Annotated in this window: 22 protein-coding genes; 9 read left to right on the forward strand and 13 right to left on the reverse strand. The window is 71.0% G+C overall.

The window, feature by feature from the left end; genetic code table 11:
* Positions 1 to 29 precede the first annotated feature (29 nt).
* On the reverse strand, positions 30 to 752 hold the full coding sequence (locus AC1DMN_RS05160) for a class I SAM-dependent methyltransferase (RefSeq protein ID WP_441977562.1): 723 nt from the start codon (positions 750 to 752) through the stop codon (positions 30 to 32).
* Positions 753 to 761: 9 nt separating this feature from the next.
* Complete coding sequence (locus tag AC1DMN_RS05165) at positions 762 to 1,343, reverse strand: DUF402 domain-containing protein (RefSeq protein WP_441977561.1); 582 nt, start codon at positions 1,341 to 1,343, stop codon at positions 762 to 764.
* A gap of 74 nt (positions 1,344 to 1,417) precedes the next feature.
* Here AC1DMN_RS05165 and AC1DMN_RS05170 point away from each other — a divergent pair, with 74 nt between their 5' ends.
* Positions 1,418 to 2,731: an isochorismate synthase gene (locus AC1DMN_RS05170; RefSeq protein WP_477229689.1), complete on the forward strand. Its 1,314-nt coding sequence runs from the start codon at positions 1,418 to 1,420 to the stop codon at positions 2,729 to 2,731.
* Positions 2,732 to 2,827: 96 nt separating this feature from the next.
* Here the strand turns inward: AC1DMN_RS05170 and AC1DMN_RS05175 are convergent, their stop codons facing one another.
* From AC1DMN_RS05175 to AC1DMN_RS05185, 3 genes are all read right to left on the reverse strand, one after another.
* Positions 2,828 to 3,685, reverse strand: a complete 858-nt coding sequence (locus AC1DMN_RS05175) for a polyphosphate kinase 2 family protein (protein WP_441977559.1) — start codon at positions 3,683 to 3,685, stop codon at positions 2,828 to 2,830.
* Positions 3,686 to 3,748: 63 nt separating this feature from the next.
* Positions 3,749 to 5,416: a 2-succinyl-5-enolpyruvyl-6-hydroxy-3-cyclohexene-1-carboxylic-acid synthase gene (menD, locus tag AC1DMN_RS05180; protein WP_477229717.1), complete on the reverse strand. Its 1,668-nt coding sequence runs from the start codon at positions 5,414 to 5,416 to the stop codon at positions 3,749 to 3,751.
* A 77-nt stretch (positions 5,417 to 5,493) separates the two neighbouring features.
* On the reverse strand, positions 5,494 to 5,841 hold the full coding sequence (locus tag AC1DMN_RS05185; protein WP_440734071.1) for a PLDc N-terminal domain-containing protein: 348 nt from the start codon (positions 5,839 to 5,841) through the stop codon (positions 5,494 to 5,496).
* A gap of 170 nt (positions 5,842 to 6,011) precedes the next feature.
* On the opposite strand from AC1DMN_RS05185, the gene AC1DMN_RS05190 reads away from it, so the two are divergent.
* Positions 6,012 to 6,308 (forward strand): DUF4229 domain-containing protein, encoded by a 297-nt coding sequence (locus tag AC1DMN_RS05190; protein WP_440734072.1) that lies wholly within the window; start codon positions 6,012 to 6,014, stop codon positions 6,306 to 6,308.
* A gap of 38 nt (positions 6,309 to 6,346) precedes the next feature.
* Here AC1DMN_RS05190 and AC1DMN_RS05195 read toward each other — a convergent pair whose 3' ends face one another.
* From AC1DMN_RS05195 to AC1DMN_RS05205, 3 genes are read right to left on the reverse strand one after another with little or no spacing between them, the layout of a single operon-like run.
* The gene (locus tag AC1DMN_RS05195; protein WP_477229690.1) at positions 6,347 to 6,991 is read right to left on the reverse strand and encodes a dihydrofolate reductase family protein; all 645 of its coding nucleotides are present in this window, start codon (positions 6,989 to 6,991) and stop codon (positions 6,347 to 6,349) included.
* Between the two features lie 34 nt (positions 6,992 to 7,025).
* Positions 7,026 to 7,319, reverse strand: coding sequence for a DUF4287 domain-containing protein (locus AC1DMN_RS05200; protein WP_441977556.1), 294 nt, complete (start codon positions 7,317 to 7,319; stop codon positions 7,026 to 7,028).
* 26 nt (positions 7,320 to 7,345) lie between these two features.
* On the reverse strand, positions 7,346 to 7,702 hold the full coding sequence (locus AC1DMN_RS05205; protein WP_477229691.1) for a cupin domain-containing protein: 357 nt from the start codon (positions 7,700 to 7,702) through the stop codon (positions 7,346 to 7,348).
* 67 nt (positions 7,703 to 7,769) lie between these two features.
* Here AC1DMN_RS05205 and AC1DMN_RS05210 point away from each other — a divergent pair, with 67 nt between their 5' ends.
* Positions 7,770 to 8,786 carry an ArsR/SmtB family transcription factor gene (locus tag AC1DMN_RS05210; protein ID WP_477229692.1) on the forward strand — a complete coding sequence of 339 codons (1,017 nt, stop codon included), beginning with the start codon at positions 7,770 to 7,772 and terminating at the stop codon, positions 8,784 to 8,786.
* 3 nt (positions 8,787 to 8,789) lie between these two features.
* Here the strand turns inward: AC1DMN_RS05210 and helR are convergent, their stop codons facing one another.
* Positions 8,790 to 10,979: an RNA polymerase recycling motor ATPase HelR gene (gene helR, locus AC1DMN_RS05215; protein WP_477229718.1), complete on the reverse strand. Its 2,190-nt coding sequence runs from the start codon at positions 10,977 to 10,979 to the stop codon at positions 8,790 to 8,792.
* Positions 10,980 to 11,382: 403 nt separating this feature from the next.
* Here helR and AC1DMN_RS05220 point away from each other — a divergent pair, with 403 nt between their 5' ends.
* Complete coding sequence (locus AC1DMN_RS05220; protein ID WP_477229693.1) at positions 11,383 to 12,669, forward strand: M18 family aminopeptidase; 1,287 nt, start codon at positions 11,383 to 11,385, stop codon at positions 12,667 to 12,669.
* A 135-nt stretch (positions 12,670 to 12,804) separates the two neighbouring features.
* Here AC1DMN_RS05220 and AC1DMN_RS05225 read toward each other — a convergent pair whose 3' ends face one another.
* Positions 12,805 to 14,178, reverse strand: coding sequence for a pyridoxal phosphate-dependent decarboxylase family protein (locus AC1DMN_RS05225; RefSeq protein ID WP_477229694.1), 1,374 nt, complete (start codon positions 14,176 to 14,178; stop codon positions 12,805 to 12,807).
* A 332-nt stretch (positions 14,179 to 14,510) separates the two neighbouring features.
* Between AC1DMN_RS05225 and AC1DMN_RS05230 the strand changes: the two genes are divergently transcribed.
* On the forward strand, positions 14,511 to 15,971 hold the full coding sequence (locus AC1DMN_RS05230; protein ID WP_477229695.1) for a purine-cytosine permease family protein: 1,461 nt from the start codon (positions 14,511 to 14,513) through the stop codon (positions 15,969 to 15,971).
* Entirely contained in the window at positions 15,968 to 16,573 is a 606-nt protein-coding gene (locus AC1DMN_RS05235; protein ID WP_477229696.1) for a cysteine hydrolase family protein, read from the forward strand. The genes AC1DMN_RS05230 and AC1DMN_RS05235 overlap by 4 nt, the downstream gene beginning before the upstream one ends.
* A 100-nt stretch (positions 16,574 to 16,673) precedes the next feature.
* Here the strand turns inward: AC1DMN_RS05235 and AC1DMN_RS05240 are convergent, their stop codons facing one another.
* Positions 16,674 to 17,270 carry a TetR/AcrR family transcriptional regulator gene (locus tag AC1DMN_RS05240; protein WP_440734081.1) on the reverse strand — a complete coding sequence of 199 codons (597 nt, stop codon included), beginning with the start codon at positions 17,268 to 17,270 and terminating at the stop codon, positions 16,674 to 16,676.
* 69 nt (positions 17,271 to 17,339) lie between these two features.
* On the opposite strand from AC1DMN_RS05240, the gene AC1DMN_RS05245 reads away from it, so the two are divergent.
* The 3 genes from AC1DMN_RS05245 (at position 17,340) to AC1DMN_RS05255 (ending at position 20,681) form a co-directional block, all read left to right on the forward strand.
* A complete protein-coding gene (locus AC1DMN_RS05245) occupies positions 17,340 to 18,374 on the forward strand; it encodes an agmatine deiminase family protein (RefSeq protein WP_441977549.1) in 1,035 nt (344 codons plus the stop codon).
* Positions 18,375 to 18,481: 107 nt separating this feature from the next.
* Positions 18,482 to 20,173 (forward strand): amidase, encoded by a 1,692-nt coding sequence (locus AC1DMN_RS05250; RefSeq protein ID WP_477229698.1) that lies wholly within the window; start codon positions 18,482 to 18,484, stop codon positions 20,171 to 20,173.
* A 160-nt stretch (positions 20,174 to 20,333) separates the two neighbouring features.
* Entirely contained in the window at positions 20,334 to 20,681 is a 348-nt protein-coding gene (locus AC1DMN_RS05255; RefSeq protein ID WP_440734084.1) for a hypothetical protein, read from the forward strand.
* Positions 20,682 to 20,731: 50 nt separating this feature from the next.
* Here AC1DMN_RS05255 and AC1DMN_RS05260 read toward each other — a convergent pair whose 3' ends face one another.
* Positions 20,732 to 21,220 carry an FBP domain-containing protein gene (locus tag AC1DMN_RS05260; RefSeq protein WP_477229699.1) on the reverse strand — a complete coding sequence of 163 codons (489 nt, stop codon included), beginning with the start codon at positions 21,218 to 21,220 and terminating at the stop codon, positions 20,732 to 20,734.
* 267 nt (positions 21,221 to 21,487) lie between these two features.
* Entirely contained in the window at positions 21,488 to 21,883 is a 396-nt protein-coding gene (locus tag AC1DMN_RS05265) for a four-helix bundle copper-binding protein (protein WP_477229719.1), read from the reverse strand.
* Positions 21,884 to 22,191: the final 308 nt, after the last annotated feature.

Consider the following 22,191-nt stretch of genomic DNA (forward strand, 5'->3'; position numbering starts at 1 on the left):
CTGGGCGCGCACCGTACCCGGTTCCCGCGTCACGCCTTCGGCTTGCGGGCGCGGTGCAGCGCCACGATCCCGAAGGACAGGTTGCGCCAAGCCACGTCGATCCAGCCCGCTTCGCGCAGCCAACCGGCGAGCGTGCGCTGATCGGGCCAGGCGCGGATCGACTCGTTGAGGTAGTCGTAGGCCTCGCCGTTGCTGCCGGCGAGGCGGGCCACGCGCGGCAGCACCTGCGCGTTGTAGACCTTGTAGAAGCCGCGCAGCAGCTTCGCCGGCGGCGTGGAGAACTCGTTGATCACGACGCGGCCGCCGGGCTTGGTCACCCGGTACAGCTCAGCGATGGCCTTCTTCGGATCCTGCACGTTGCGCAGGCTGTACGACATCGTGACCGCGTCGAAGGTCTCATCGTCGAACGGGAGGTTCGTCGCGTCCGCCTCGACGAAGCTGAGGTTCGGCAGGTCGCCGTGCCGGCGCTTGCCCTCCGCGAGCATTCCCGGCGAGAAGTCGGCCGCGACCACATCGGCGCCGCTGCGGGCGAGCGAGGCCGAGGAGGAGGCGGTGCCCGCGCCGAGGTCGAGGATGCGCTCGCCCTTCTTCGGCGCGACCGCGCGCGTCGTCGCCGCCCGCCAGAGAGCGTCGTTGCCGACGGTCATCACCGTGTTGGTGCGGTCGTAGCCGGCCGCGACCTGGTCGAACATGCCGCTGACGCGGGAAGGGTCCTTGCCGAGGTCGGCGCGGTTGTGCTCAGACGGGGTCACCCGTCCAGCCTACGCGCGCGGCGGCAGCGCGAGCTCCGCGAGGCGGTCCAGCCAGACGTCGGCCGAGGCGTCGTCGAACGGTGGCAGCTGCGCACGCACCCGCTCTGCGAGGTCGGCCGCGAGCGCCTCCAGGTGCCGCTGCACGTCGGCGGGATAGCCGTACTGCACGCGGTGCTCGTCCCACTCGTCCTCGTCGTCGATCCACGTGCCGCGCTCGCCGTCGACGCGCACGACGTCGAGGTCCATGTCGATACCTGTGAAGAGCACGGGCGCTTCGCCCGCCTGCGGTCCGCCCGCGGGCTCGGCGTGCACGTCCCACGCGAGGTCGATGTAGATGCGCATTCCCTTGGGGTGGTCGCGGTTCACCGTGAGGGCGTAGTCGCCGCTCGGCGGCACGAGCGTCACGTTGGGCGCCGCCGCGGTGAAGGTGCGCCCCGGGCGTTCACTCCCCCAGCCGGCGGGCTGACCGACCCAGTCGCCCCATTCGTCCGCACCCAGGTAGACGCATTCGTGGCGCCAGTGCGGGGAGCCGTCCCACTTGCGCCACTGGAAGACGATCTCGGTTCCGGGTGCAGGACGTTCGGCGATCACGGTGCCACTCTATGTCGCGCCTCGGACGCTGCGCGGGGCGCAGCGACGCTTCCGGCACGCAATAGGCTGGTTCCGTGAGTGCCGGCCTGGTCGTTCAGACGCGAGAGTTCGACCTCGCCGATGACCTGCTCGCCTATGCCGATCCAGTGGATCCGCGCGCGTGGTTGCGCCGCGGCGACGGGATCGTCGCCGTCGGCTCCGAGACCGCGCGCGTCGTGCGCGTCGCCGCCGGTTCCGAGCCGCGCACCGCCGCTCTCAGTCACGCGTGGGACGGCATCCGCTCCTCGGCCCGCATCGACGACGCCGTGCGCCTGCCCGGCACCGGTCTTGTCGCGTTCGCGGCCCTGGTGTTCGACGAGGGCTCCACCGCTGACAGCGTGCTCATCGTGCCGCGCACCGTGATCGGACGACACGGCGGACGCACCTGGATCACCCGCATCCTCGATGCCGGCGATGCCGTGAACGGCAATCCCGACGACAGCGATCGATCCACCGACGGACTGGACGCCGACGCCGCCCCGGGGCCGACGGCCCTCGGCCCGCACTGGGCGGGCACGCTCGGTCCCGGCGCGCAGTCGGCGCAGGGCTACCAGGCCTCGGTGCGACGGGCGCTGGCGGCGATCGCCGACGCCCGCTACGGCAAGGTCGTGCTCGCGCGCGATCTGGTCGGCACGGTGCCGGCCGGATCCGACCTGCGCCGCCTGGTGCGCGCCCTCAGCACCGAGTACCCCGACACATGGGCGTTCGCCGTGGACGGCCTCATCGGCGCGAGCCCGGAGACCCTCGTCACGGCGCAGGACGGCGTGGTGACCGCCCGTGTGCTGGCCGGCACGACCGCGCGCGGCGCCGACGCCGTGACCGATGCGCGCGCCGCCGCCTCCCTGGCGGACAGCCCCAAGGACAACGACGAGCACGCATTCGCGGTGCGCAGCGTCGTCGCCTCGCTCGCGCCGCACACCACGGCGCTCGACGCCGAGGGCGGCCCGTTCATCCTGGAGCTGCCGAACCTGTTCCACCTCGCGACCGATGTGCGCGCGCGGCTCAGCGACGGCGCGTCCGCGCTGGACCTCGCGGCCGCGCTGCACCCGACGGCCGCCGTCGCCGGCACCCCGACCGATGCCGCGATCGCCGCGATCCGCGAGCTCGAGCCCTTCGACCGCGGGCGCTACGCCGGCCCGGTGGGATGGATCGACGCGCACGGCAACGGCGAGTGGGCGATCGCGCTGCGGTGCGCGCAGTTCGACGTGAGCGGATCCGGATCCGATCTCGGGGCGCCGATCCCGCTCACGGCCTATGCCGGAGCGGGGATCGTGGCCGGCAGCGACCCCGAGGCGGAGTTGCTGGAGACCCGGGTGAAGTTCCGCCCGATCGTCGACGCCCTGGCCTGAGCCAGAGCCGGGGTCGGACTTTCAAAGCGCGCGAATTGCGGTTTCCGGCCGCTGATTGCGACCATTTGCGCGCTTCGAAAACAGAGCGAGCGCCGCTCAGCTCGCGGCGAGGCGCTTGCGTTCGGCCTCGACGTCGTAGTCGGCGACGGGCCACTGCGGGTCGATGTCCTCGAGCGCGGCGAGCAGCAGCTCCTGCACGGCGAGGCGCGCGTACCACTTGCGGTTCGCGGGAATCACGTACCAGGGCGCGTCGTCGGTCGAGGTGCGCTCGAAGACGGTGTCGTACGCGGCCATGTAGTCATCCCAGAGCAGGCGCTCGTCGGTGTCGCCCGGGTTGAACTTCCAGTGCTTCTCGGGACGCTCCAGCCGCTCCATGAGGCGCTGCTTCTGCTCATCGCGGGAGATGTGCAGCATGACCTTGATGATGCGCGTTCCGGAGTCGACCACGCGCTTCTCGAAGTCGACGATCGCCCGGTAGCGGCGCTCGATCTCCTCGGCGGGCGCGAGCGAGCGCACCCGTCCGATGAGCACGTCCTCATAATGCGAGCGGTCGAACACGCCGATCTTGCCCTCGGCCGGCAGCCGCTTCTCGATGCGCCAGAGGAAGTCGTGCTGCAACTCCTCGGCGGTCGGCGCCTTGAACGCGGCCAGCTCGATGCCCTGCGGATCCACGCCTCCGACGACATGCCGGACGATCCCGCCCTTGCCCGCCGAGTCCATCGCCTGCAGGACCAGCAGGACGCTGGCCTGCGCCTCGCCCACCGCGGAGCGCGCGAACAGCCGCTCCTGCAGGTCGTCGAGCGCGGCGAGCCCGGTGGCCAGCGACTCGGCGCCGTCCGCCTTGCGACCCTGGTACCCGGGCGTGGACTCGGGATCGACTGCGGCGAGGCCGGCGGACGTGACGCGGAGGACATCGGCGGCCGGGGCGGTCCACCCGGCGGAGTGCTGGCTCATGTCCCCATGATGCCGCATCGGTACGGCGCCGATCGGGCCCGCTCGCTGCGGCGCGCCGGGGGCTCAGCGTGCGAGCGGCACCTCGATCAGCTGCGGACCGGCGATCTCTGCAGCGAGAGCGTGCGCCAGCTCGGCGACGCCGTCGGCGCGCACGTACGTCCAGCCGTAGGCGGCGGCGAGCGGCGCCAGCGCGACGGACTGCGGCGTGTAGAAGGCGCGGTCGAGGTCCTCGGCCGCGGCGGTGCCCGCGACCTCGAGACCGTCGAAGATCGTGCCCCCGCCGTCGTTGCCGACCACGACCTGGATCCGGGGCGCCGGTTCGTCAGCGGGAATCAGCAGGGATCCGACATCGTGGAGGAGCGAGAGGTCGCCGAGGAGGACCCGGGTGACTCCGGTCCGGCCCGCTCCGGCATCGGCGGTCTGCGCGCGGGCCTGTGCGGCGAGGGTGATGCCGATGCCCGTCGCGATCGTGCCGTCGATGCCGGCGAGCCCGCGATTGGCGTGCACGCGCACGTCCTTACCCGCGAGCGCCTGGTCCGCGACGCGCACGATCCGCGAGGAGCCGAACAGCAGACGGTCATCGGATCCGGTGGCGTCCCACACCGCCCGCACGAGCGCGGTGCGGTCCAGCGCCCCGTCGGGGGCGAGGTCCGCGTGAGTCCCCTCCGCTCGGGTCCAGGCGGCCAGCCACGCGGCGTCCTCGTCCGTACGGGCGGCCGGGACCGCCTCGACCTCGATCGCGCGTGCGTCGACCGTCGCTCCGGACAGGTTCAGCGACTCGCCGCCCCGGGCCACGGCGATGACTTCGACGTCGGTGCGGCGCAGCAGGGCCGCGACCTCACGGCTGAGCGTCGGGTGCCCGAACACGATGACGCGCTCGATCCGGCCGGCCAGCGCCGGCTCGCGCAGCCGCTCCCGGTACGCGGGCACGACGTGATCTCCGAAGCGCGAGCCGCTCACGATCTCCGCGATCAGCGGCCAGCCACCGGTGCGGGAGATCCGCTCGGCGTCCGGGCCGGCGTCGGCACCGGCGACGACGACGGTGCGCGGACCACGGACGAGATGCAACGGCGCGGTTGGGCCGAGGCGCGGAACGGATCCGCGGTCGGCGCGGAGCTGATCCGGCAGCGTCCCGGACAACGGCTCGCGCACAGGCAGGTTCAGGTGCACCGGGCCGGCTACACCCGCGAGCCCCTCCCCCGTGGCGCCGACGGCGGCGGCGACCGCGTCGGCGGCGAGGTCTGCGAACACCGTCGGGTCCGCTTCGCCCGGCACGGGAGCATCGATGCTCAGCCGCGCCCAGGGGCGGTACATCCCGGGCTGGATCGTGGCCTGGTTCGCCCCGACGCCGCGCAGCTCGGGTGGCCGGTCCGCGGTGAGCAGGATCAGCGGCACGCCCGCGTGGAAGGCCTCCATCGCCGCGGGCAGGTAGCCGGCCGCCGCGGTGCCCGAGGTGCAGACGACGACAGCGGGCGCCCCCGACTCCCGGCCGAGGCCGAGGGCGGTGAAACCGGCGACGCGCTCATCGATCCGCACGTGCACGCGCACGGATCCCGACCGCGCGAGGGCGACGGCGGCGAGCGCGAGTGACTGCGAGCGTGACCCCGGCGACAGCACGATGTCGCCGACGCCGTGGGCGACGAGGCCCGTCAGCAGGCGCACGGCGGCCTCGGTGGCGGGAGCCCCCTCCTGCCCGGCCGCCGCGGCAGGATCGGGCGCCGCGGAGTGCATGGAGTCGGCGGCAGGACCAGGGTCCGCGGAGGGCACGGGGTCCGCGGAGGGGGTGAAGCCCGCGGAGGGCGAGGCCGTCACGGGCGCGGGCCGGGAGTGTCGGGGTCGCCGCGATCGTCGAGACGCGACAACTCCTCCTGGAGCTCCCGGATCAGACGCTCCTGCTCGGCAGGGCTGATCCGGGTGGCGGGATCGACGTCATCGAGCGGGAGATAGCGCTCCTGATCCGCGGTGTGCCCGCGCCGGGTGCGCCCGATCGTGAACCACAGCAGGCCGCCGATCACGGGGATGACGACGACGATCGCAATCCAGACGGCTTTGGGCACGCCTCGGTGCCTGCTCGCCGGCTGCACGATGCAGTCGACGATGCTGTACACCCAGAAGACCGCGGCCAGGAAACCGCCGATCACGAGGAAACGTGCCACGACTCCAGTCTAGGCGTGCGGGGGGATGCCGGATCCGGCACGGGCGTCGCCGGAGGACGCGATCCCGTGGCACCGTCCTGCGGCCGCGTTCATGCGGCGCACATCTGATCGAGACGGATGCCATACGCCCCTCACAGCGCATGCCGAACGCACCCTCCTAGACTGAACCTGTGAAACTTCCTCCCCTGCTCGTGTACTCGGTGCTGCGCCTGCTGGCGTTCCTCGTGCCGTTGGGGATCCTGTGGTTCTTCTTCCCGATCTTCCGGGAGTTCTGGTGGCTCGCGGCGCTGTTCGCCGCGCTCATCGGCATCAGCATCTCGCTGCTGTTCCTGCGCAACCCGCTGTCGGACGCCTCCCGCGCGATCTATGAGAAGCGCTCGGCGAAGACCGGATCCGCTCCCTCCGACGAAGACATCGAGGACGCGGACGGGTCCGACGACGCGGAAGGCACCCGCCACGCGGCCTGAGCCGTCGGTCTGGACCGCGGCGTCTCTCGCGCGCAGCCTCAGCCGCGTGCGAAGGTCACGTGCACGACGCCGCTCTCGGCGACCTCGCTCGTGACCGCGTAGTCGTTCTCCAGCCCGCGCAGGTCCGCCCACAGGTTCTTGCCGCGGCCGAGCAGGATCGGCGTGATGCCCACATGCAGGCGGTCGATGAGCCCTGCGGCCAGGAACGAGCGCACCGTGTCGACGCCTCCGCCGACGCGCACGTCCGCGCCGCCGGCCGCCTCGGTCGCGAGGTCGAGCGCCTCCTGCGGTGCGGCGTCGAAGAAGCGGAACTCCGTGCCGTTGGCGAACGAGATCGGCGCCCGGCCGGTGCTGTGCGTCAGCACGAACACCGGACAGTGGAACGGCGGCTCCTCGCCCCACCAGCCGCGCCACTCCACGTCATCCGGGAAGTTGTGCAGCCCGAACATCCCGGCGCCCATGATCTCGGCGCCGATGTTCTCGAAGTACTCCGCACCGTAGCGGTCGTCGACCCCCGTGGTGCCGCCGGACGGATCCCCCATGACGCGCTCGCGGAACGTGCGCGTGGCCGTGTACGCGGCCACCAGCCGCCCCCAGTCCTCGCCGAACGGGTTCTCCGCCGTCTGGTCGGTGGTGGTCGCGTATCCGTCGAGGGAGATGTTGAGGTCGGCGCGAACGGCCATGTCGTGTGTCCTTGCTGTCGCGGGTGGGCGGCGCTCAGGCGCCGTGCGGGTTGGAGTCCTTGCCGTCGAGCCAGAGCGTATCGCTCTCGTCGCGGTGCACGCCGTCGGTCCCGACGTGCTTGGTGCTGATCGTGGGGCCCTTGGTGATGACGTGCACGATCGCCATGCCGTGGCCGCGCCCGAGGTCGTACTCGCTCTTCAGCCACTCCAGGATCGGTGTGGCCTTGGTGTCAGGGCCGAAGCCCTGGGCGGCTGCGAGATCGATGATCTGCCGAGGGGTGAGGCCGGTCTTCGTCTCGACGGCGTCGAGATATGCCTGGAAGGACATGTTCTGCTCCTTGCGCGGGATCGCGGTCAGTCGACCACGGTCTGGATGATGACGGCCGAGGCGTGGATGCCGATCAATCGCATTGTGCCGGATCCGACGTTCTCGAAGCGATGCGGCACGAAGGCGGGACCGGTGACCGTGTCTCCCGCGGTCGCGGTGATGATGCGACCGCCGACGGTGAAGGCGACGTCGCCCTCCAGCACGACCCAGGTCTCGGGGTACGGGTGCCAGTGCAGAAGGGAGCCTTGACCCGGCTGGTTGTCGACGTAGAAGTACGAGACGCCGGCGCCGTGGCCGGCGCCTTCGAAACGACGACTGTTGCCGGCGCCGAGGCGGATGTCCGCGGGTGCGACGACCGCGACATCGGGGGCGATGCTGCTCATGATCTGGTCCTCTCGGTGGTGTGATCCCACTCTCGCGAGGTTCGCGTCCGGCCCGTAGAGTTTCGATGTGGATCGAAACATGGAGGGCGTGGAATGGGAGCACCACCACGTCGACTTCCATCTCAGTCCCGGCGACATCCAGGCCGTGCGGTTCGGGATCTCGCCCGGTCATGAGCTCGCGCACGCCGTGCGCGTGCTGCTGCGCCCCGAGCAGTACCCCCTCGCCTGGGGCTGGCTGAAGGACGCCCGCGGTCGGCTGCCGCGCGACGCGTTCGGTGTGCTCGCGCATGTGATCGGCGCCGACGGCTACATGCCCGACTTCGTCACATCGACCGCGCGCTGGGATCTCGGGCCCGACGACGAGCTCGCCGCTCTCCGCGAGGCTCCGCTCACGGGCATGCGCGTCGACCTCGGCAAGATGGTGGTCCGCTCCTCCGGACGGCGTCAGGAGGCGCTGCGCCGCATGCAGGAGCGCCCCGCCCGGGCGCGCTCGATCATCGCCGATGCCTGGGCGGAGGTGTGGGAGAGCGTCATGGCGCCGGTCTGGCCGCAGCTGCAGCGGATCCTGCGAGCGGACATCGCCGTACGGTCCCGCACGATCGCGACCGACGGCCTGGCCGCAATGGCATCCGGTATCCACCCGCAGGTCAGCTGGGGCGACGGCTCCGTGCGGGTGCGACTGCGCCGGCACAGCGAGGACGTGGACTGCCGTGGCGGCGGTCTGGTGCTCGTGCCGTCCGTGATGTCGTCGTGGGGCTGCATGGTGATCACCGAGCCGCCCGCCCAGCCGACGCTGTTCTACCCCGCCCGCGGCGTGACCGCGGGATGGGCCCAGGACGCCGACGATCTCGTCCGAGCGCTCGAGGCGCTCGTCGGCCCGGTGCGCGCCGGGATCCTGTTCACGGCGCACGTGCCGCGCACCACGACGCGTGTGGCGGAGGAGGCGGGGATCGCCGCATCCACCGCCTCCCACCACCTCACGGTGCTGCGCGACGCGGGCCTGATCGTGAGCACGCGCGACGGCGCCCGCATGCTGCACCTGCGCACCCCGCTCGGCGAGGCGCTGGTCGGCGCCGCTCTCTGATGCTCAGCGGAGGATCACCAGCTCCTGCGTGGCGCGGGTCATCGCGACGTAGCGATCCACCGCCCCCTCGATGCCGTCGCCGAAGGAGTCGGGATCCACGAGCACGACGAGGTCGAACTCGAGCCCCTTGGCGGTCGTCGGCGTGCGGAACCGCACCCGCGCGTCCGGGAACGGCCGCTCATCGCCGATCACGCAGACGATGCCCTCCTCGTGCGCGGTGAGCCATTCCGTGAGGATCCCGTCACGGTCGGCGAGCGTCGCCCGGCGCACCGGGATTCCGCTCGCGCGCACCGAGACCGGGACGTTCGCATCGGGCAGCGCCGCGCGGATCACGGGTTCCGCCACGGCCATGACCTCCTCCGGCGTCCGGTAATTGATGCGCAAAGACGCGTGCTCGATGCGACGGAGCCCTGCCCTCCCGAGCCGCTCGGTCCACGACTCGCCGAACCCGTGCCGGGCCTGTGCGCGGTCGCCGACGATGGTCAGGCTCTGCGACGGGACCCGGCGCAGCAGCATCGCCCATTCCGCATCGCTGAGCTCCTGGGCCTCGTCGACGATCACGTGTGCGAACGGCCCCGCGAGGGCATCGGGGTCGAGGCGCGGCAGGGCGGCTTCGTCCTGCAGCATCGCGCGCACGCCGGCGCTGTCGTCGCCGAAGAAGAACCCGGTGATCGCGCTCTCCTTGTCGTCGTCGGCGGCGAGCAGCTCGTCCAGCACGCGCTCGCGCTGCTCGCGCTCCTCGGCGGTCACGGCCTCCTGCCGCCGTCGCTGCCGCGAGCCCTCCGGATCCCCGGTCAGCGCGCGGGCTGCATCGAGCAGCGGCAGGTCCTGCCGCGTCCACGCCCTCGCATCCTCCCGCCGCAGCGCCGCGCGCTCGTCCTCAACGAGCCAGGGAGCGCAGATCCTCAGGTACGCCGGCGTCGACCACAGGTCGGCGACGACCCCGGCCGGATCCAGCACCGGCCAGGCCGCCACGAACGCCCGCTGCAGGGCTTCGCTCTGTCGCAGGGCGCGATCGAGCTGCCGCGGAGGCACGTCCTCGTCGGCGTTGTCCTCGACGAGCGCGCCGATCAGCGCCTCCCACACGTCGTCCCTGGCGTCGTTGTGCGGCGTAGCGGGCTCCGGGGCGTCGAACGCCTCGGTCCACGCCGCCGGTTCCACGATCACCTCGCGCCACGGCGTCTCCACGAGCAGCGGCTCGGTCGGCGCATGCTCGTGGTAGCGGACCGCGGCCGTCACCGCGTCGAGGAGTCGCGCGCCCGACTTCAGCGCTCGCGCGAGCGGATCCTGCTCCTCCGGCATGCGATCGCCGGCTCTGCCCTCGGGTGCCAGATCCGACAGCGTGCACACCCGGACGCTGTCCTCCCCGAGGCTGGGCAGCACGTCCTCGATGTAGGCGAGGTAGGGCTGGTGCGGCCCGACGAACAGGATCCCGCCATGACTGAGACGCTGCTCGGCATGCATCAGATAGGCGGCGCGGTGCAGCGCGACGACGGTCTTCCCGGTGCCGGGGCCGCCGTCCACGACCAGCGGGTGACGTGAGGATGCGCGGATGATCGCATCCTGGTCCGCCTGGATCGTGCTCAGCACGTCCCGCATCCGCGGCGAGCGCGAGGCGCCGAGGCTGGCGATGAACGCGGACTGGTCGTCGAGCGCGGCCGTACCCTCCGGGCCCTCGCCTCGGTAGAACGCGGGGTCGAACACCTCGTCCCAATAGTCGGTGATGCGGCGCGAGGCCCAGCGGTACCGGCGTCGGCTGATCAGGCCCTGCGGATCCGCGTGGGTCGCCGCGAAGAACGGCTCGGCCGCCGGCGCGCGCCAGTCCACGAGCAGCCGTCGTCCTTCGGCATCGGACAGCCCGATGCGCCCGATGTAGACGAACTCGGGCCGGGCGGCACCGGATCCGGGTCCGTCCGCTTCGCTGTCACCGGCGACGGCCATGCGCCCGAGGCAGAGGTCGACCCCGAACCGGCGCAGAAGTTGCAGGCGCGAGCTCGAGCGGTGGATCTCGAGGTCGCGGTCGAGCGCCTCCTGACCGAGCCGGGCGGGGGCAGCGCGCAGTCGCACGAGGCGGTCCTCGAGGGCGGCGACCTCCTCGGCGAGGCGGTCGCGGATGGCGATCAGGTGGGCGTCGTCGGCGGCGATCAGGGCCGGATCCGCCTTGCGGGACAGGGCAGGCGGCAGGGCGAAGATCGTCGGCGACCAGGCTGCGGCCGATGCGGCGGCCGGCGGGGTCGTGGCGAGAGTGGTTTCGTGGGTGGATTCAGGGCGCACGGATCCTCCGATTCCTGGGCGAAACCACACAGTCTGCCCCCGCAGGGGGGCCTTGCCGCAAGCCCCACCCCCTCCGGTATCCTGGAAATGCAGGGAGCGGTCCGCACGGATCCGCTCCCTTCGTCGTCCGCCCTGTTTCATCCCGCACGTTCAGGTCGCACTCCCTCCGCTCAGGTCGCACTTTCGGCGCGAAAACAGCGCCCGGAAGAGCAGAAATCGCGACCTGAGGCTCGGCCCCGTCCGCTTCGAGCACAGCCCGCGCGGTTACGATCGAAGTGCTCTGCGTCGCTTCGGCTGTCGCGCCCGCCTCGGAAGGATCCGCATGTCCCACGCCGCCTCCGCCCGCACGCATGTCGAGGATCTGGCCGACTTCGTCGCCGCTTCGCCGTCCAGCTACCACGCCGCCGAGGAGGTCGCCCGTCGCCTCGAGGAGCAGGGATTCACCCGTCTGGACGAGACCGAGGCGTGGCCCGCGCAGCCCGGCGGCCGCTTCGTGATTGTGCGCGACGGCGCGGCCATCGCGTGGGTAGTGCCCGCCGGGGCCACCGCCACCACGCCGACGCACGTGCTCGGCGCGCACACCGACTCCCCCGGGTTCAAGCTCAAGCCGCGTCCGACCACCGGGACCAAGGGCTGGCTTCAGGCCGCCGTCGAGGTGTACGGCGGACCGCTGCTGAACTCGTGGCTCGACCGCGAACTGCGCCTGGCAGGGCGGCTCGCACTCGCCGATGGCCGGGTCGTGCTCGCCGCGACCGGTGCGCTGCTGCGGCTGCCGCAGCTCGCGATCCACCTCGACCGCGGCGTGAACAACGGTCTCGCGCTCGACAAGCAGAACGAGACCCAGCCGGTGTGGGGGCTGGGCGACCCGCTCGAGGCGGACCTGCTCGCCGAGCTGGCCGACGCCGCGGGGATCGATCCCCGCGAGATCCGCGGCTTCGACGCGGTCGTCGCCGACAGCGCCCGCGGTGCCGTGTTCGGCAAGGACGACGCGTTCTTCGCGAGCGGACGCCTGGACGACCTCGCCTCGGTGCACGCGGGCGTGGTCGCGCTCGGCGAGGTCGCTGCCCACGGCGAGCCTGACGCGATCGCGGTGCTCGCCGCGTTCGACCACGAGGAGCTCGGATCCGGCTCCCGCTCGGGCGCCGCAGGCCCCATCCTCGAGGACGTGCTGGAGCGCATCTACGCCGGTCTCGGCGCCGACGCCGTCGACGTGCACCGCGCCTACGCGGCGTCGTGGTGCCTGTCCAGCGACGTCGGGCACTCGGTGCACCCCAACTACGCCGGCAAGCACGACCCGGTCGTGCAGCCCGTGCTCGGATCCGGTCCGATCCTGAAGATCAATGCGAACCAGCGCTACGCGACCGACGCCGTGGGCGCCGCCGCCTGGCATCGCTGGTGCGACGCCGCCGGCGTCTTGACCCAGGAGTTCGTCTCCAACAACGACGTGCCCTGCGGATCCACGATCGGCCCGATCACGGCGACCCGCCTCGGGATCCGCACGGTCGACGTCGGCATCCCGATCCTGTCGATGCACTCCGCCCGCGAACTCGCGGGCGTGAGTGACCTGCACGACCTCACCGCCGTCGCGAAGGCCTTCTTCGCCGGCTGAGCCCGCTCGCGTGCCCTGCTCTTCGGGGTTGTTGAGCGAGCACCGGCGCAGTCGGAGTGAGACGAAACGCGGTCACCGTCAAGGGCACGGCGTTTCGGCTCGCTCCGCTCGCTCAACGACCCCGAAAGGACCCGATCAGCGCATCGTGTCGAGGATCCCGACGAGGTCCTCGAACGTCGTCAGGGGGTTGAGGATCGCGAAGCGCGTGTTCACCCGGCCGGCGTGCGAACTCGGCACGACGAGCGCACGCTGCGACTGCAGCAGCTCGTCCGACCAGCGGTCGTAGTCGGCGCGCTCCCAGCCCTCGCGTTCGAACACGACCACCGACAGCTCGGGGTCGCGCACCAGGCGCAACTCGGGACGCGAGGAGATCTCGTGCGCGATCCGGCGGGTGAGCGCCAGCGTCTCCGAGACCGCCGTGCGGTACGCGTCCACGCCATAGGTCGCCAGCGAGAACCAGAGCGGCAGTCCGCGCGGACGCCGGGTGAGCTGGATCGAGTAGTCCGAAGGGCTGAACTCATCGGTGTCGGTGAGTGTGTCCAGGTACTCCGCGTGCTGAGTGTGCGCGAGGCGGCCGTCGGTCGGGTCGCGGTACAGCAGCGCGCAGCAGTCGAACGGCGCGTACAGCCACTTGTGCGGATCCACGACGAGCGAGTCGCACCGTTCGACGCCCGCGAACCACGCCCGCGCCTCGGGCGCGAGCATCGCGGTGAGCCCGTAGGCGCCGTCGATGTGCAGCCAGAAGTCGAACTCGTCCTTGAGCGCGGCGATGCCGGCGATGTCGTCGAGGATGCCGAAGTTGGTGGATCCTGCCGTCGCGACGACGGCGAACACGGCCTCGCCGTGCTCTTCCAGCGCGGCGCGCACCTCGTCGGCGTGCAGCTTGCCGTCAGCACCGGCCGGGACCGCGATCACGTCGACGTCCATGATCTTCGCGGCCGACTTGTTCGAGGAGTGCGCCTCCAGGCTGCACACGAGCTTCCACCGCGCGGGCCGCGGCGTGCCTGCGGCGTCAAGGCGCCGGCCCGCCTTGTCACGGGCCGCGGCGAGCGCGGACAGGTTGCCGATCGTGCCGCCCTGCACGAAAACGCCGCCGGCCGTGTCGGGCAGACCGAACTCGGCGGCCAGGAACGACAGCACCTCGTTCTCGGCGTGCACGGCGCCCGCGCCCTCGAGCCAGCTGCCGCCGTAGAGCCCCGATGCGGAGACCACCAGGTCGAACGCCATGGCCGCGACGGTCGGCGCGTTCGGGATGAAGGAGAGGTAGTTGGGGTGGCTCGTGGTCAGACAGGCCGGCGCGAGGATGTGCTCGAACACGCTCAGCGCGCGCTGCCCGCCGAGCCCCGCGTCCGTGATGGTCGTGCCGACCAGGCGACGAAGCTCGGCCTCGGGCTGCGGTTTGTCGAGGGGCACATCGGTGGCGAGCATCCGGCGGCGGGAGTAGTCGAGCACGGCGTCGACGATCGCGGCGGATTCGGGCGAGGCGGCATGCATGCGCGAGGCGTCCATGAGGATCCTTCCGACCCGGAAGCCTACGAGCGCCCGGCGACGAGCAGAATGCCGCGCCGGATCAACGGGTCGGCGATATCGTACCGGCAACGAAGCTTCGAATTCGATGGGCATCCGGCGCGAAGATCCGTTCTCGCTCCGCCCACCCGACCGCGAGACTTCATCTGCGCTCCGAGAATGCAGCTGGCCGCTGCAGTCTCGTGACTCAGATGGAGTCTCGTGTGCACCAGGGGTCCACTCGCGTGCACCAGGGGCCCACCCGGAGTTCCCCCAATCGCCCGGAGTTCCCGTGATCCGCCCCGGATTCCGCCAGTGCCTGCCAGGATGAAGCCATGTCCGCCGATTCACAGCCCGGATCCGCCGCCCTCATCGAGCGGCGGGGCATCGAGATCGTCCCCGAGTCCGAGCGCACCGCGCGCCCCCGCGACCTGTTCTGGCCGTGGTTCGCCGCGAACGTGTCGGTGTTCGGCATGTCCTACGGATCCTTCCTGCTCGGATTCGGGATCTCGCTGTGGCAGGCGACGATCGTGGCGATCATCGGCATCGTGGTGTCGTTCGCGCTGTGCGGACTCATCGCGATCGCCGGCAAGCGCGGATCCGCGCCGACCATGGTCCTGTCCCGCGCGGCGTTCGGCGTGCAGGGGCAGAAGATCCCCGGCATCGTCTCGTGGCTGACCTCGATCGGCTGGGAGACCTCACTCACGATCACGGCCGTGCTCGCCACCACGACAGTGCTGCATGCGCTCGGCTGGGTCGGAGCAGACGGCGACGTCGCCGTGCACCTCATCGCGACCGTGTTGGTCGCGGCGCTCATCGTGGGCGCGTCGGTGCTCGGCTATCACACGATCATGAAGCTGCAGTCGGTGCTCACCTGGCTGACCGGCGCGTTCACGATCCTGTTCCTCATCCTCACCGTGGGCAGCATCAATTGGACCACCGCGTTCTCTCGCCCTGTCGGCACGCTCGCGCAGACGATCGGCGCGCTGGTCATGGTGATGACAGGCTTCGGGCTCGGCTGGATCAACATCGCCGCCGACTGGTCGCGCTATCAGAAGCGCACGGCTTCCGATGCGCAGATCGTCACCTGGAACACGATCGGCGGATCCGTCGCGCCCATCGTGCTGGTGTTCTTCGGCCTGCTGCTGGCCGGGTCGAACGACAAGCTCAGCGCCGCGGTCGCCGCCGATCCGATCGGCGCGCTCGCGACGCTGCTGCCGGCATGGGCGCTGTTCCCGTTCCTCATCGTGGCGATCCTCACGCTGGTCTCCGGCGCGGTGCTGGGCATCTACTCGTCGGGCCTCACACTGCTGAGCCTGGGCATCCGGATCCCTCGTCCCGCGGCCGCGGCGGTCGACGGTGTGATCCTCACCATCGGGACCATCGTGGTGGTGTTCTTCGCGCAGGACTTCATCGGACCGTTCCAGTCGTTCCTCATCACGCTGGGCGTGCCGATGGCGGCCTGGGCGGGGATCCTGATCGCCGACATCCTGCGCCGCAAGAAGGATTACGACGAGGCGGCGCTGTTCGACGCGCGCGGACGTTACGGCGCGTGGGACGGCGTTTCGATCGTCACCCTGATCGTCGCGTCGGTGATCGGCTGGGGCTTCGTGATCAACACCTTCGCCGAGGCCGCGCCGTGGAACAACTGGCAGGGTTACTTCCTCGGCCTCATCGGCGGCAAGGACGGCGAGTGGGCCTACGCGAACCTCGGCGTGTTCTTCGCACTCGTGCTGGGTTTCGTCGTCGGCTGGTTCGCCCGTGCCGGGAGGATCCGCCGCCAGGAGCAGGCATGACGGATGCGGTCGAAGCGGGCCGGTCCCTGACCCCATCGAAGGGTCCCTGGCTGGTCGTGATCGACCCGCAGAACATCTTCGCCGCGCCGGACTCGGCCTGGGGCTCGCCGATGTTCCCCGCGGCGTTCGCGAACATCCGCCGTCTCGCCGACGTCGCGGCCGACCGGGTGCTCGTGACCCGCTGGCTGCCGACCGCGGATCGCCGCACGTCATGGGGCGATTACTTCGCGGCCTGGCCGTTCGCGGACAAGCCTGCCGACGATCCGCTGTACGACCTCGTGCCCGCCGCGCGGACCCTCTCCCCGCATCCGACGCTGGATCTGCCCACGTTCGGCAAGTGGGATGCCATCGATCGGTTCCTGAGCCTGTCGAAGGACATCGGATCCGCCCCCGTCGTGCTCGCCGGCGTCTCCACGGACTGCTGCGTGATCTCGACCGCGCTGGCCGCAGCCGATGCGGGTGCACGTGTCACGATCGCCGCCGACGCCTGCGCCGGCTCGACACCGGAGAATCACGAGGCCGCGATCCAGGTCATGGGGCTGTACCCGCCGCAGCTGACGGTGTCGGACACGACCTCAGCGCTCCGGATCCTCGCCGGCTGATCGAGGCTCCGACGCTCCGGATTCCGCGCCCCGGCCGAGGGCCTCGCCCCCCGTCCGACTGCTCACTGGTCGCGAATTGCGGCTATGAACGCTGCGCGGCTCAGCCCAGAACCGCCGACACCGTGCGCCGGGCGAGCGCACCCCGATCCTCCGGCGCCCATTTCACGAGCGAGTGGGCGCTCATCCCGTCCACGGTCGCGAGCAGCAGCCATGCCGCCCCCTCGGCCTGTGCCGCGGCGATCTCCCCCGCCGCGACACCCTCGGCCAGGACCGCCTCGAGATCCTGCTGCCATCGATCCATCTCGATCCGCACCCGGGCGGCGAGCACGTCGTTGCGCGCGCCGGCCGCCCAGGCCTGCACCCAGACCAGGGTGACGTCGTCGCGGTCGCCGTCGAGCAGGGTCTCCACGATGCGGGTGATCCGCGCCCGGAGGTTCGCGGCTGCACGGCCGTCGGCGACGACCTCCTCGCGCTCGGCGCCGACGATCGTGCCGAACACCTCGGCCACGAAAGCGTCCATGCTGGGCCGGTAGTGCGTGACGAGCGCCGGCGTCACGCCCGCCGCAGCGGCGACCGTGCGCACAGTCAGCGCGGCGATCCCGCCCTGCCGCGCGAGGGCGACGGCGGCGTCGAGGATCGCCTTCTCCCGCTGCTCCGGGGGCATCCTCTTCGGCCGGGGGGTTGACGAGGTGCTCATGGGGCTATACCGTATCGCTAGTTGGCCGCTTGTTCAATAAGCGGGATGAACCCGATCCGAGGAGCACCGATGCCCTGGTTGATGCCCAGCGAGACCGCCCGACACGACCGCGTCTGGATGGCCTTCCCCGCCGAAGGCGAGACCCTCGGCGACACCGACGCACTGCGTGAGGAGGGCTACGCCACGTGGACCGCCGTCGCCCACGCCGTCTCCGCCTTCACCCCGGTGACGATCCTCGTGGATCCGAGTGAGATGGCCCGCGCTCGGCGCATGCTGTCCTCCGACATCACGATCCTCGAAGCCCCGGTGGACGAGTTCTGGATGCGCGACTCCGGCCCCACGTTCGTGGTCGACCCCGAGCGGCCCGGCGTGCTCGGTGCAGTGGACTGGGTGTTCAACGGCTGGGGCGCACCGGAGTGGGCCCGCTGGCACGACGCCGCCCAGCACGCGCGCATCATCGCCGCGGAGACGGGCGCCGAGCTGGTGAGCTCCACGCTCGTGAACGAGGGCGGCGGCATCCACGTCGACGGCGAAGGCACGGTGCTGCTCACGGAGACCGTGCAGCTCGACCCGCGCCGCAACCCCTACCTCGACCGCCAGCGCGTGGAGGCCGAGATGCTCCGCACCATCGGCGCCGCCAAGGCAGTCTGGCTGCCGCGCGGCCTCACCCGCGACTACGACGACTTCGGCACCAACGGCCACGTCGACATCGTCGCGGCGATCACCTCCCCCGGACGGATCCTCCTGCACGCCCAACAGGATCCCGGACACCCCGACTTCGAGGTGTCGGCCGCACTGCGGGAGCACCTGTCGGCGCAGACCGACGCCGCGGGGCGCGCGTTCGAGGTCGTCGACCTGCCGGCTCCGGCGACGCTGCGCGACGAGGAGGGCTTCGTGGACTGGAGCTACGTCAACCACCTCGTCACGAACGACGGGGTGATCGCGTGCGGGTTCGGGGACGACATCGCCGATGCGCGCGCCCGCGACATCCTGTCGGCGGCGTACCCCGGCCGTCGTGTCGTGACCGTCGACGCGCGCCCGCTGTTCGACCGCGGCGGCGGCATCCACTGCATCACCCAGCAGCAGCCCACGCTCTCCGCCTGAGGCCCGCCGCCCCTGACCCCTCCCCGTCTGTCTGCGCCAAACCGTGGCATTGCGCTTCTGGATCCCACGGTTCGGCGCAGACAGACGCACGACCGAAGGATCCGCCCATGTTCGACGTCGTCGAGACCCCCATCGCCCGCCTGCGTGAGGCCCTCGAGGCCGGCGAGACCACGGCTGTCGAACTGGTCGACGCCTATCTCGCCCGCATCGACGCCTACGACGGGCCCGACACGGCGACAGCGCTGAACGCCGTCGTGGTGCGCAACCCGGAGGCGCGCGCCGAGGCCGCGGCCTCCGATGCCCGTCGAGCCCGCGGCGAGATCCTCGGCCCGCTCGACGGCATCCCGTACACGGCGAAGGACAGCTACCTCGTGCGCGGGCTGACGGCGGCAGCGGGCTCCCCAGCCTTCGCCGAGCTCGTCGCCCAGCGCGACGCGTTCACGATCGAGCGCCTCCGTGCCGGCGGTGCGATCTGCCTCGGGCTCACGAACATGCCGCCCATGGCGAACGGCGGCATGCAGCGCGGCGTCTACGGTCGCGCCGAGAGCCCGTACAACGCGGACTGGCTGACCAGCGCCTTCGGATCCGGTTCGTCGAACGGCTCGGGCACGGCGACCGCGGCATCGTTCGCCGCCTTCGGCCTCGGCGAGGAGACCTGGTCGAGCGGTCGGGCGCCGGCGTCCCACAATGCGCTCGTCGCGTACTGCCCCAGCCGCGGCGTCATCTCGGTGCGCGGCAACTGGCCGCTCGTGCCGACGCAGGACATCGTGGTGCCGCACGCGCGCACCGTCTCCGATCTGCTGGAGATCCTCGATGTGGTCGTCGCCGACGATCACACGACGCGCGGGGACTTCTGGCGCGCGCAGCCGTGGGTGCCACTGCCTGCGGCGTCGGAGGTGCGTCCGGAGTCGTACGTCGCCCTGGAGCCCGCGGAACTGGGCGGCAAGCGGTTCGGCGTCCCCCGGATGTTCATCAACGCGGATCCCGAGGCCGGCACGGGGACCGGGATCGGCGGGCCGACGGGACAGCGCATCGAGACCCGCGAATCGGTCATGGAGCTGTGGCGCGCCGCCCGCGCCGCGCTGGAGGCGGCCGGCGCCGAGGTGGTCGAGGTCGACTTCCCTGCCGTCTCCAACTACGAGGGCGATCGTGCCGGGGCACCGACTATCGCGACCCGCGGCATCGTTCCGCCCGAGTTCCTGCGCAGTGAGGTCATCGAGCTGTGCGCATGGGGATGGGACGACTTCCTCGGCGCGAACGGCGATCCTGCGCTCAACACGCTGACGCAGGTCGACGGCGCGAAGATCTTCCCCGCCCCCGCGGGTGCTCTCCCCGATCGCTACACCGGTTTCGACGACGACATCAACGAGCTGCCCGACCTGTTCCGTGCGAACCCGGTCACCGACATGACGGTGATCCCGCACATGGAAGCCGGCCTGAACGGTCTCGAGGAGACGCGCCGCATCGATTTCGAGCAGTGGATGGACCGCCTCGGACTGGACGCCGTGATCCACCCGACGATGGCCGACATCGGGCCGGCGGACATGGACGTGAATCCCGCATCCGCCGACAAGGGCTGGCGCAACGGGGTCTGGGTCGCGAATGGCAACATCGTGCCGCGGCACCTCGGCGTCCCCTCCGTGACGGTGCCGATGGGCACCCTCTCCGATATCGCGATGCCGGTCGGCCTGACCATCTCCGGCCGCGCCTATGACGACACCCGCCTGCTGCAGCTCGCCGCCGCCTTCGAGGCGACCGGCGACCGCCGCACCTCACCTCCGCGTACGCCTCGGCTCTGACCCCTCACGGAAACACGATCGGATCCGGCCCCTCACCGGAACATGATCGGATCCGCGCACAGGCGCAGATTCGATCATGTGTCGGCACATTTCACGGGCGTTACCGTCCGCGACACGCCCGGCCGTAACCTGATCGGACCGATCCTGTGAGGAGACCATCGTGACCACGCCCCGCATCCACCTTTCGCCCCTTCCGGTGCGTGAGGCTGCCCGGTGCATGTGCGACCACGGCGACGTCTGCTCCTCCTACGCTCCCGGCCACGCGCTGCATCTGATCCAGGCGCGCCTCGCCGCCGCGACGACCGCCGGCTGGACCGATGCCCTCGTGTCGGGCGTCGATCGGCAGGCCGGCATCGTGCAGGTCGCCACGCTCGACGGCGAGACGCTCTCACTGTGGAACGCCGGCGGCGCCGCCCTCGAGGTCGAGCCCGGTCAGCCTGTCGCCGTGCACACCCGATGGGACGTGCTCGCGATCGGCGCTCTGCGCTACAACGTCGCCCGCGCCTGACCCGCTTCCGGTCGGTGCCCCTCGCCCCGAAGGACGAAGGGCACCGACCGCTACGCCCCCAGTTCGCGGAGGAAGCCCCGGATGTGCTGCTGCAGACGGAGGATCCGCTGTTCGCGCGCGGCCTCCCGGTCGTATCCCTCGTAGGCCAGCGGCGGCAGGCGCCGCACGTTGCCAGAGCAGCCGAAGTTCGCGCAGATCAGCACGCCGAGAGAGTTGCCGTTGCGCCCCTCGGAGCCGGCCTTGCGCGCGGCGAAGAACTGCACGTCGTTGCGCAGCGTGATGTCCTCACACCACGAGCACTGCGCACGGGCACTCGTGCGCTGCTCGGCCTGCTGCAACAGCACCGCGACCGGTGAGCCGTCATCGCGGTGCGCCGCGATGTAAGCCCGGCGGGGCATCTTCGGATCCGACCACCCGAGGTAGTCGAGCTGGGTGAAGTCGACCGCGCCGAACTCCGGCGGCGGGGTCATGGAGGAGGCCTCTTTGCGGGAGGCGTTGCGGAAGGACGCGCGGATGGCGCGCTCATCGATGGGAAGCATGTCGTGCTCTCTGTGCGAGGTCAGAACGGCTGCCGCTGCGGCAGACGCGAGAAATCGGCTGGTGAAACCAGCCGGAGGATGTCCCGCGGAATGTTCACGCGGGCGCGACGAACGAGCCGGCAGTAGACCGCCGGCAGGGGCGTCAGCCTCTGTCACCGGCGCAGATCGCGCCAGTGACCTCCTTCAGCACCGCACGGGCGCCTCGAACAACGAGCATGCTCCGATCCTAGATCACCCGGCATCAACCGGGACCCGAGACCCCGCCGCTCAGGCTGCCATCATGGAGTCGCGCATCGCCATGCAGGCGTCCATGCAGGCCTTGCACGCGGCCGCGCACATCCGGCAGACCTCGCTGTGGGCCTCGTGCTTCATGCACATGTCCATGCAGAGCTGGCACATCGCCATGCAGGCGTCGAGCATCGACATCATGACCGCCGGGGTCATCCCCTGCATGCGCATCATCGAGCGCATCATGGTGTTGCACATGTCTGCGCAGTTCATACAGGACGGCGAACAGTCCATCATCTGCGTCGCGCACACCGTGCATGCCTGCTCGCAGGCCGAACACGCGTCCATGCACGCCTGCATGAGAGTCATGTCCATCATCTTCATGCCGGGCATCATGTCCATGCTCTTCATCGAGTCCATCATCATCGCGTCCATCGAGAGCTCCTTCGTCCACCGGGAGGCGGGCGAACGGCCCGTCTGACGCCCAGAGTAGCCCCGCGTCGTCGTCGCGTCGATGCCCAAACGGACTCGGGCGAGACCTTCCCCGAACTGCCCCTCGTCGGCGCTCAGGTCGTGTGCGGACCCGCGAATCCCGCCGCGCAGCGGCGGAGGTCGCGGGTCGGCACACGAAAAAAGGCCGCCCGTGAGGGCGGCCTTGAATCTGATCCAGAAATGCAGAAAGGCCACCCTGCGTTGGGTGGCCTTTCTGTTAAAGGAAGTCCGGCGGTGTCCTACTCTCCCAC

Source organism: Microbacterium sp. 01T413_2, from assembly GCF_056398985.1.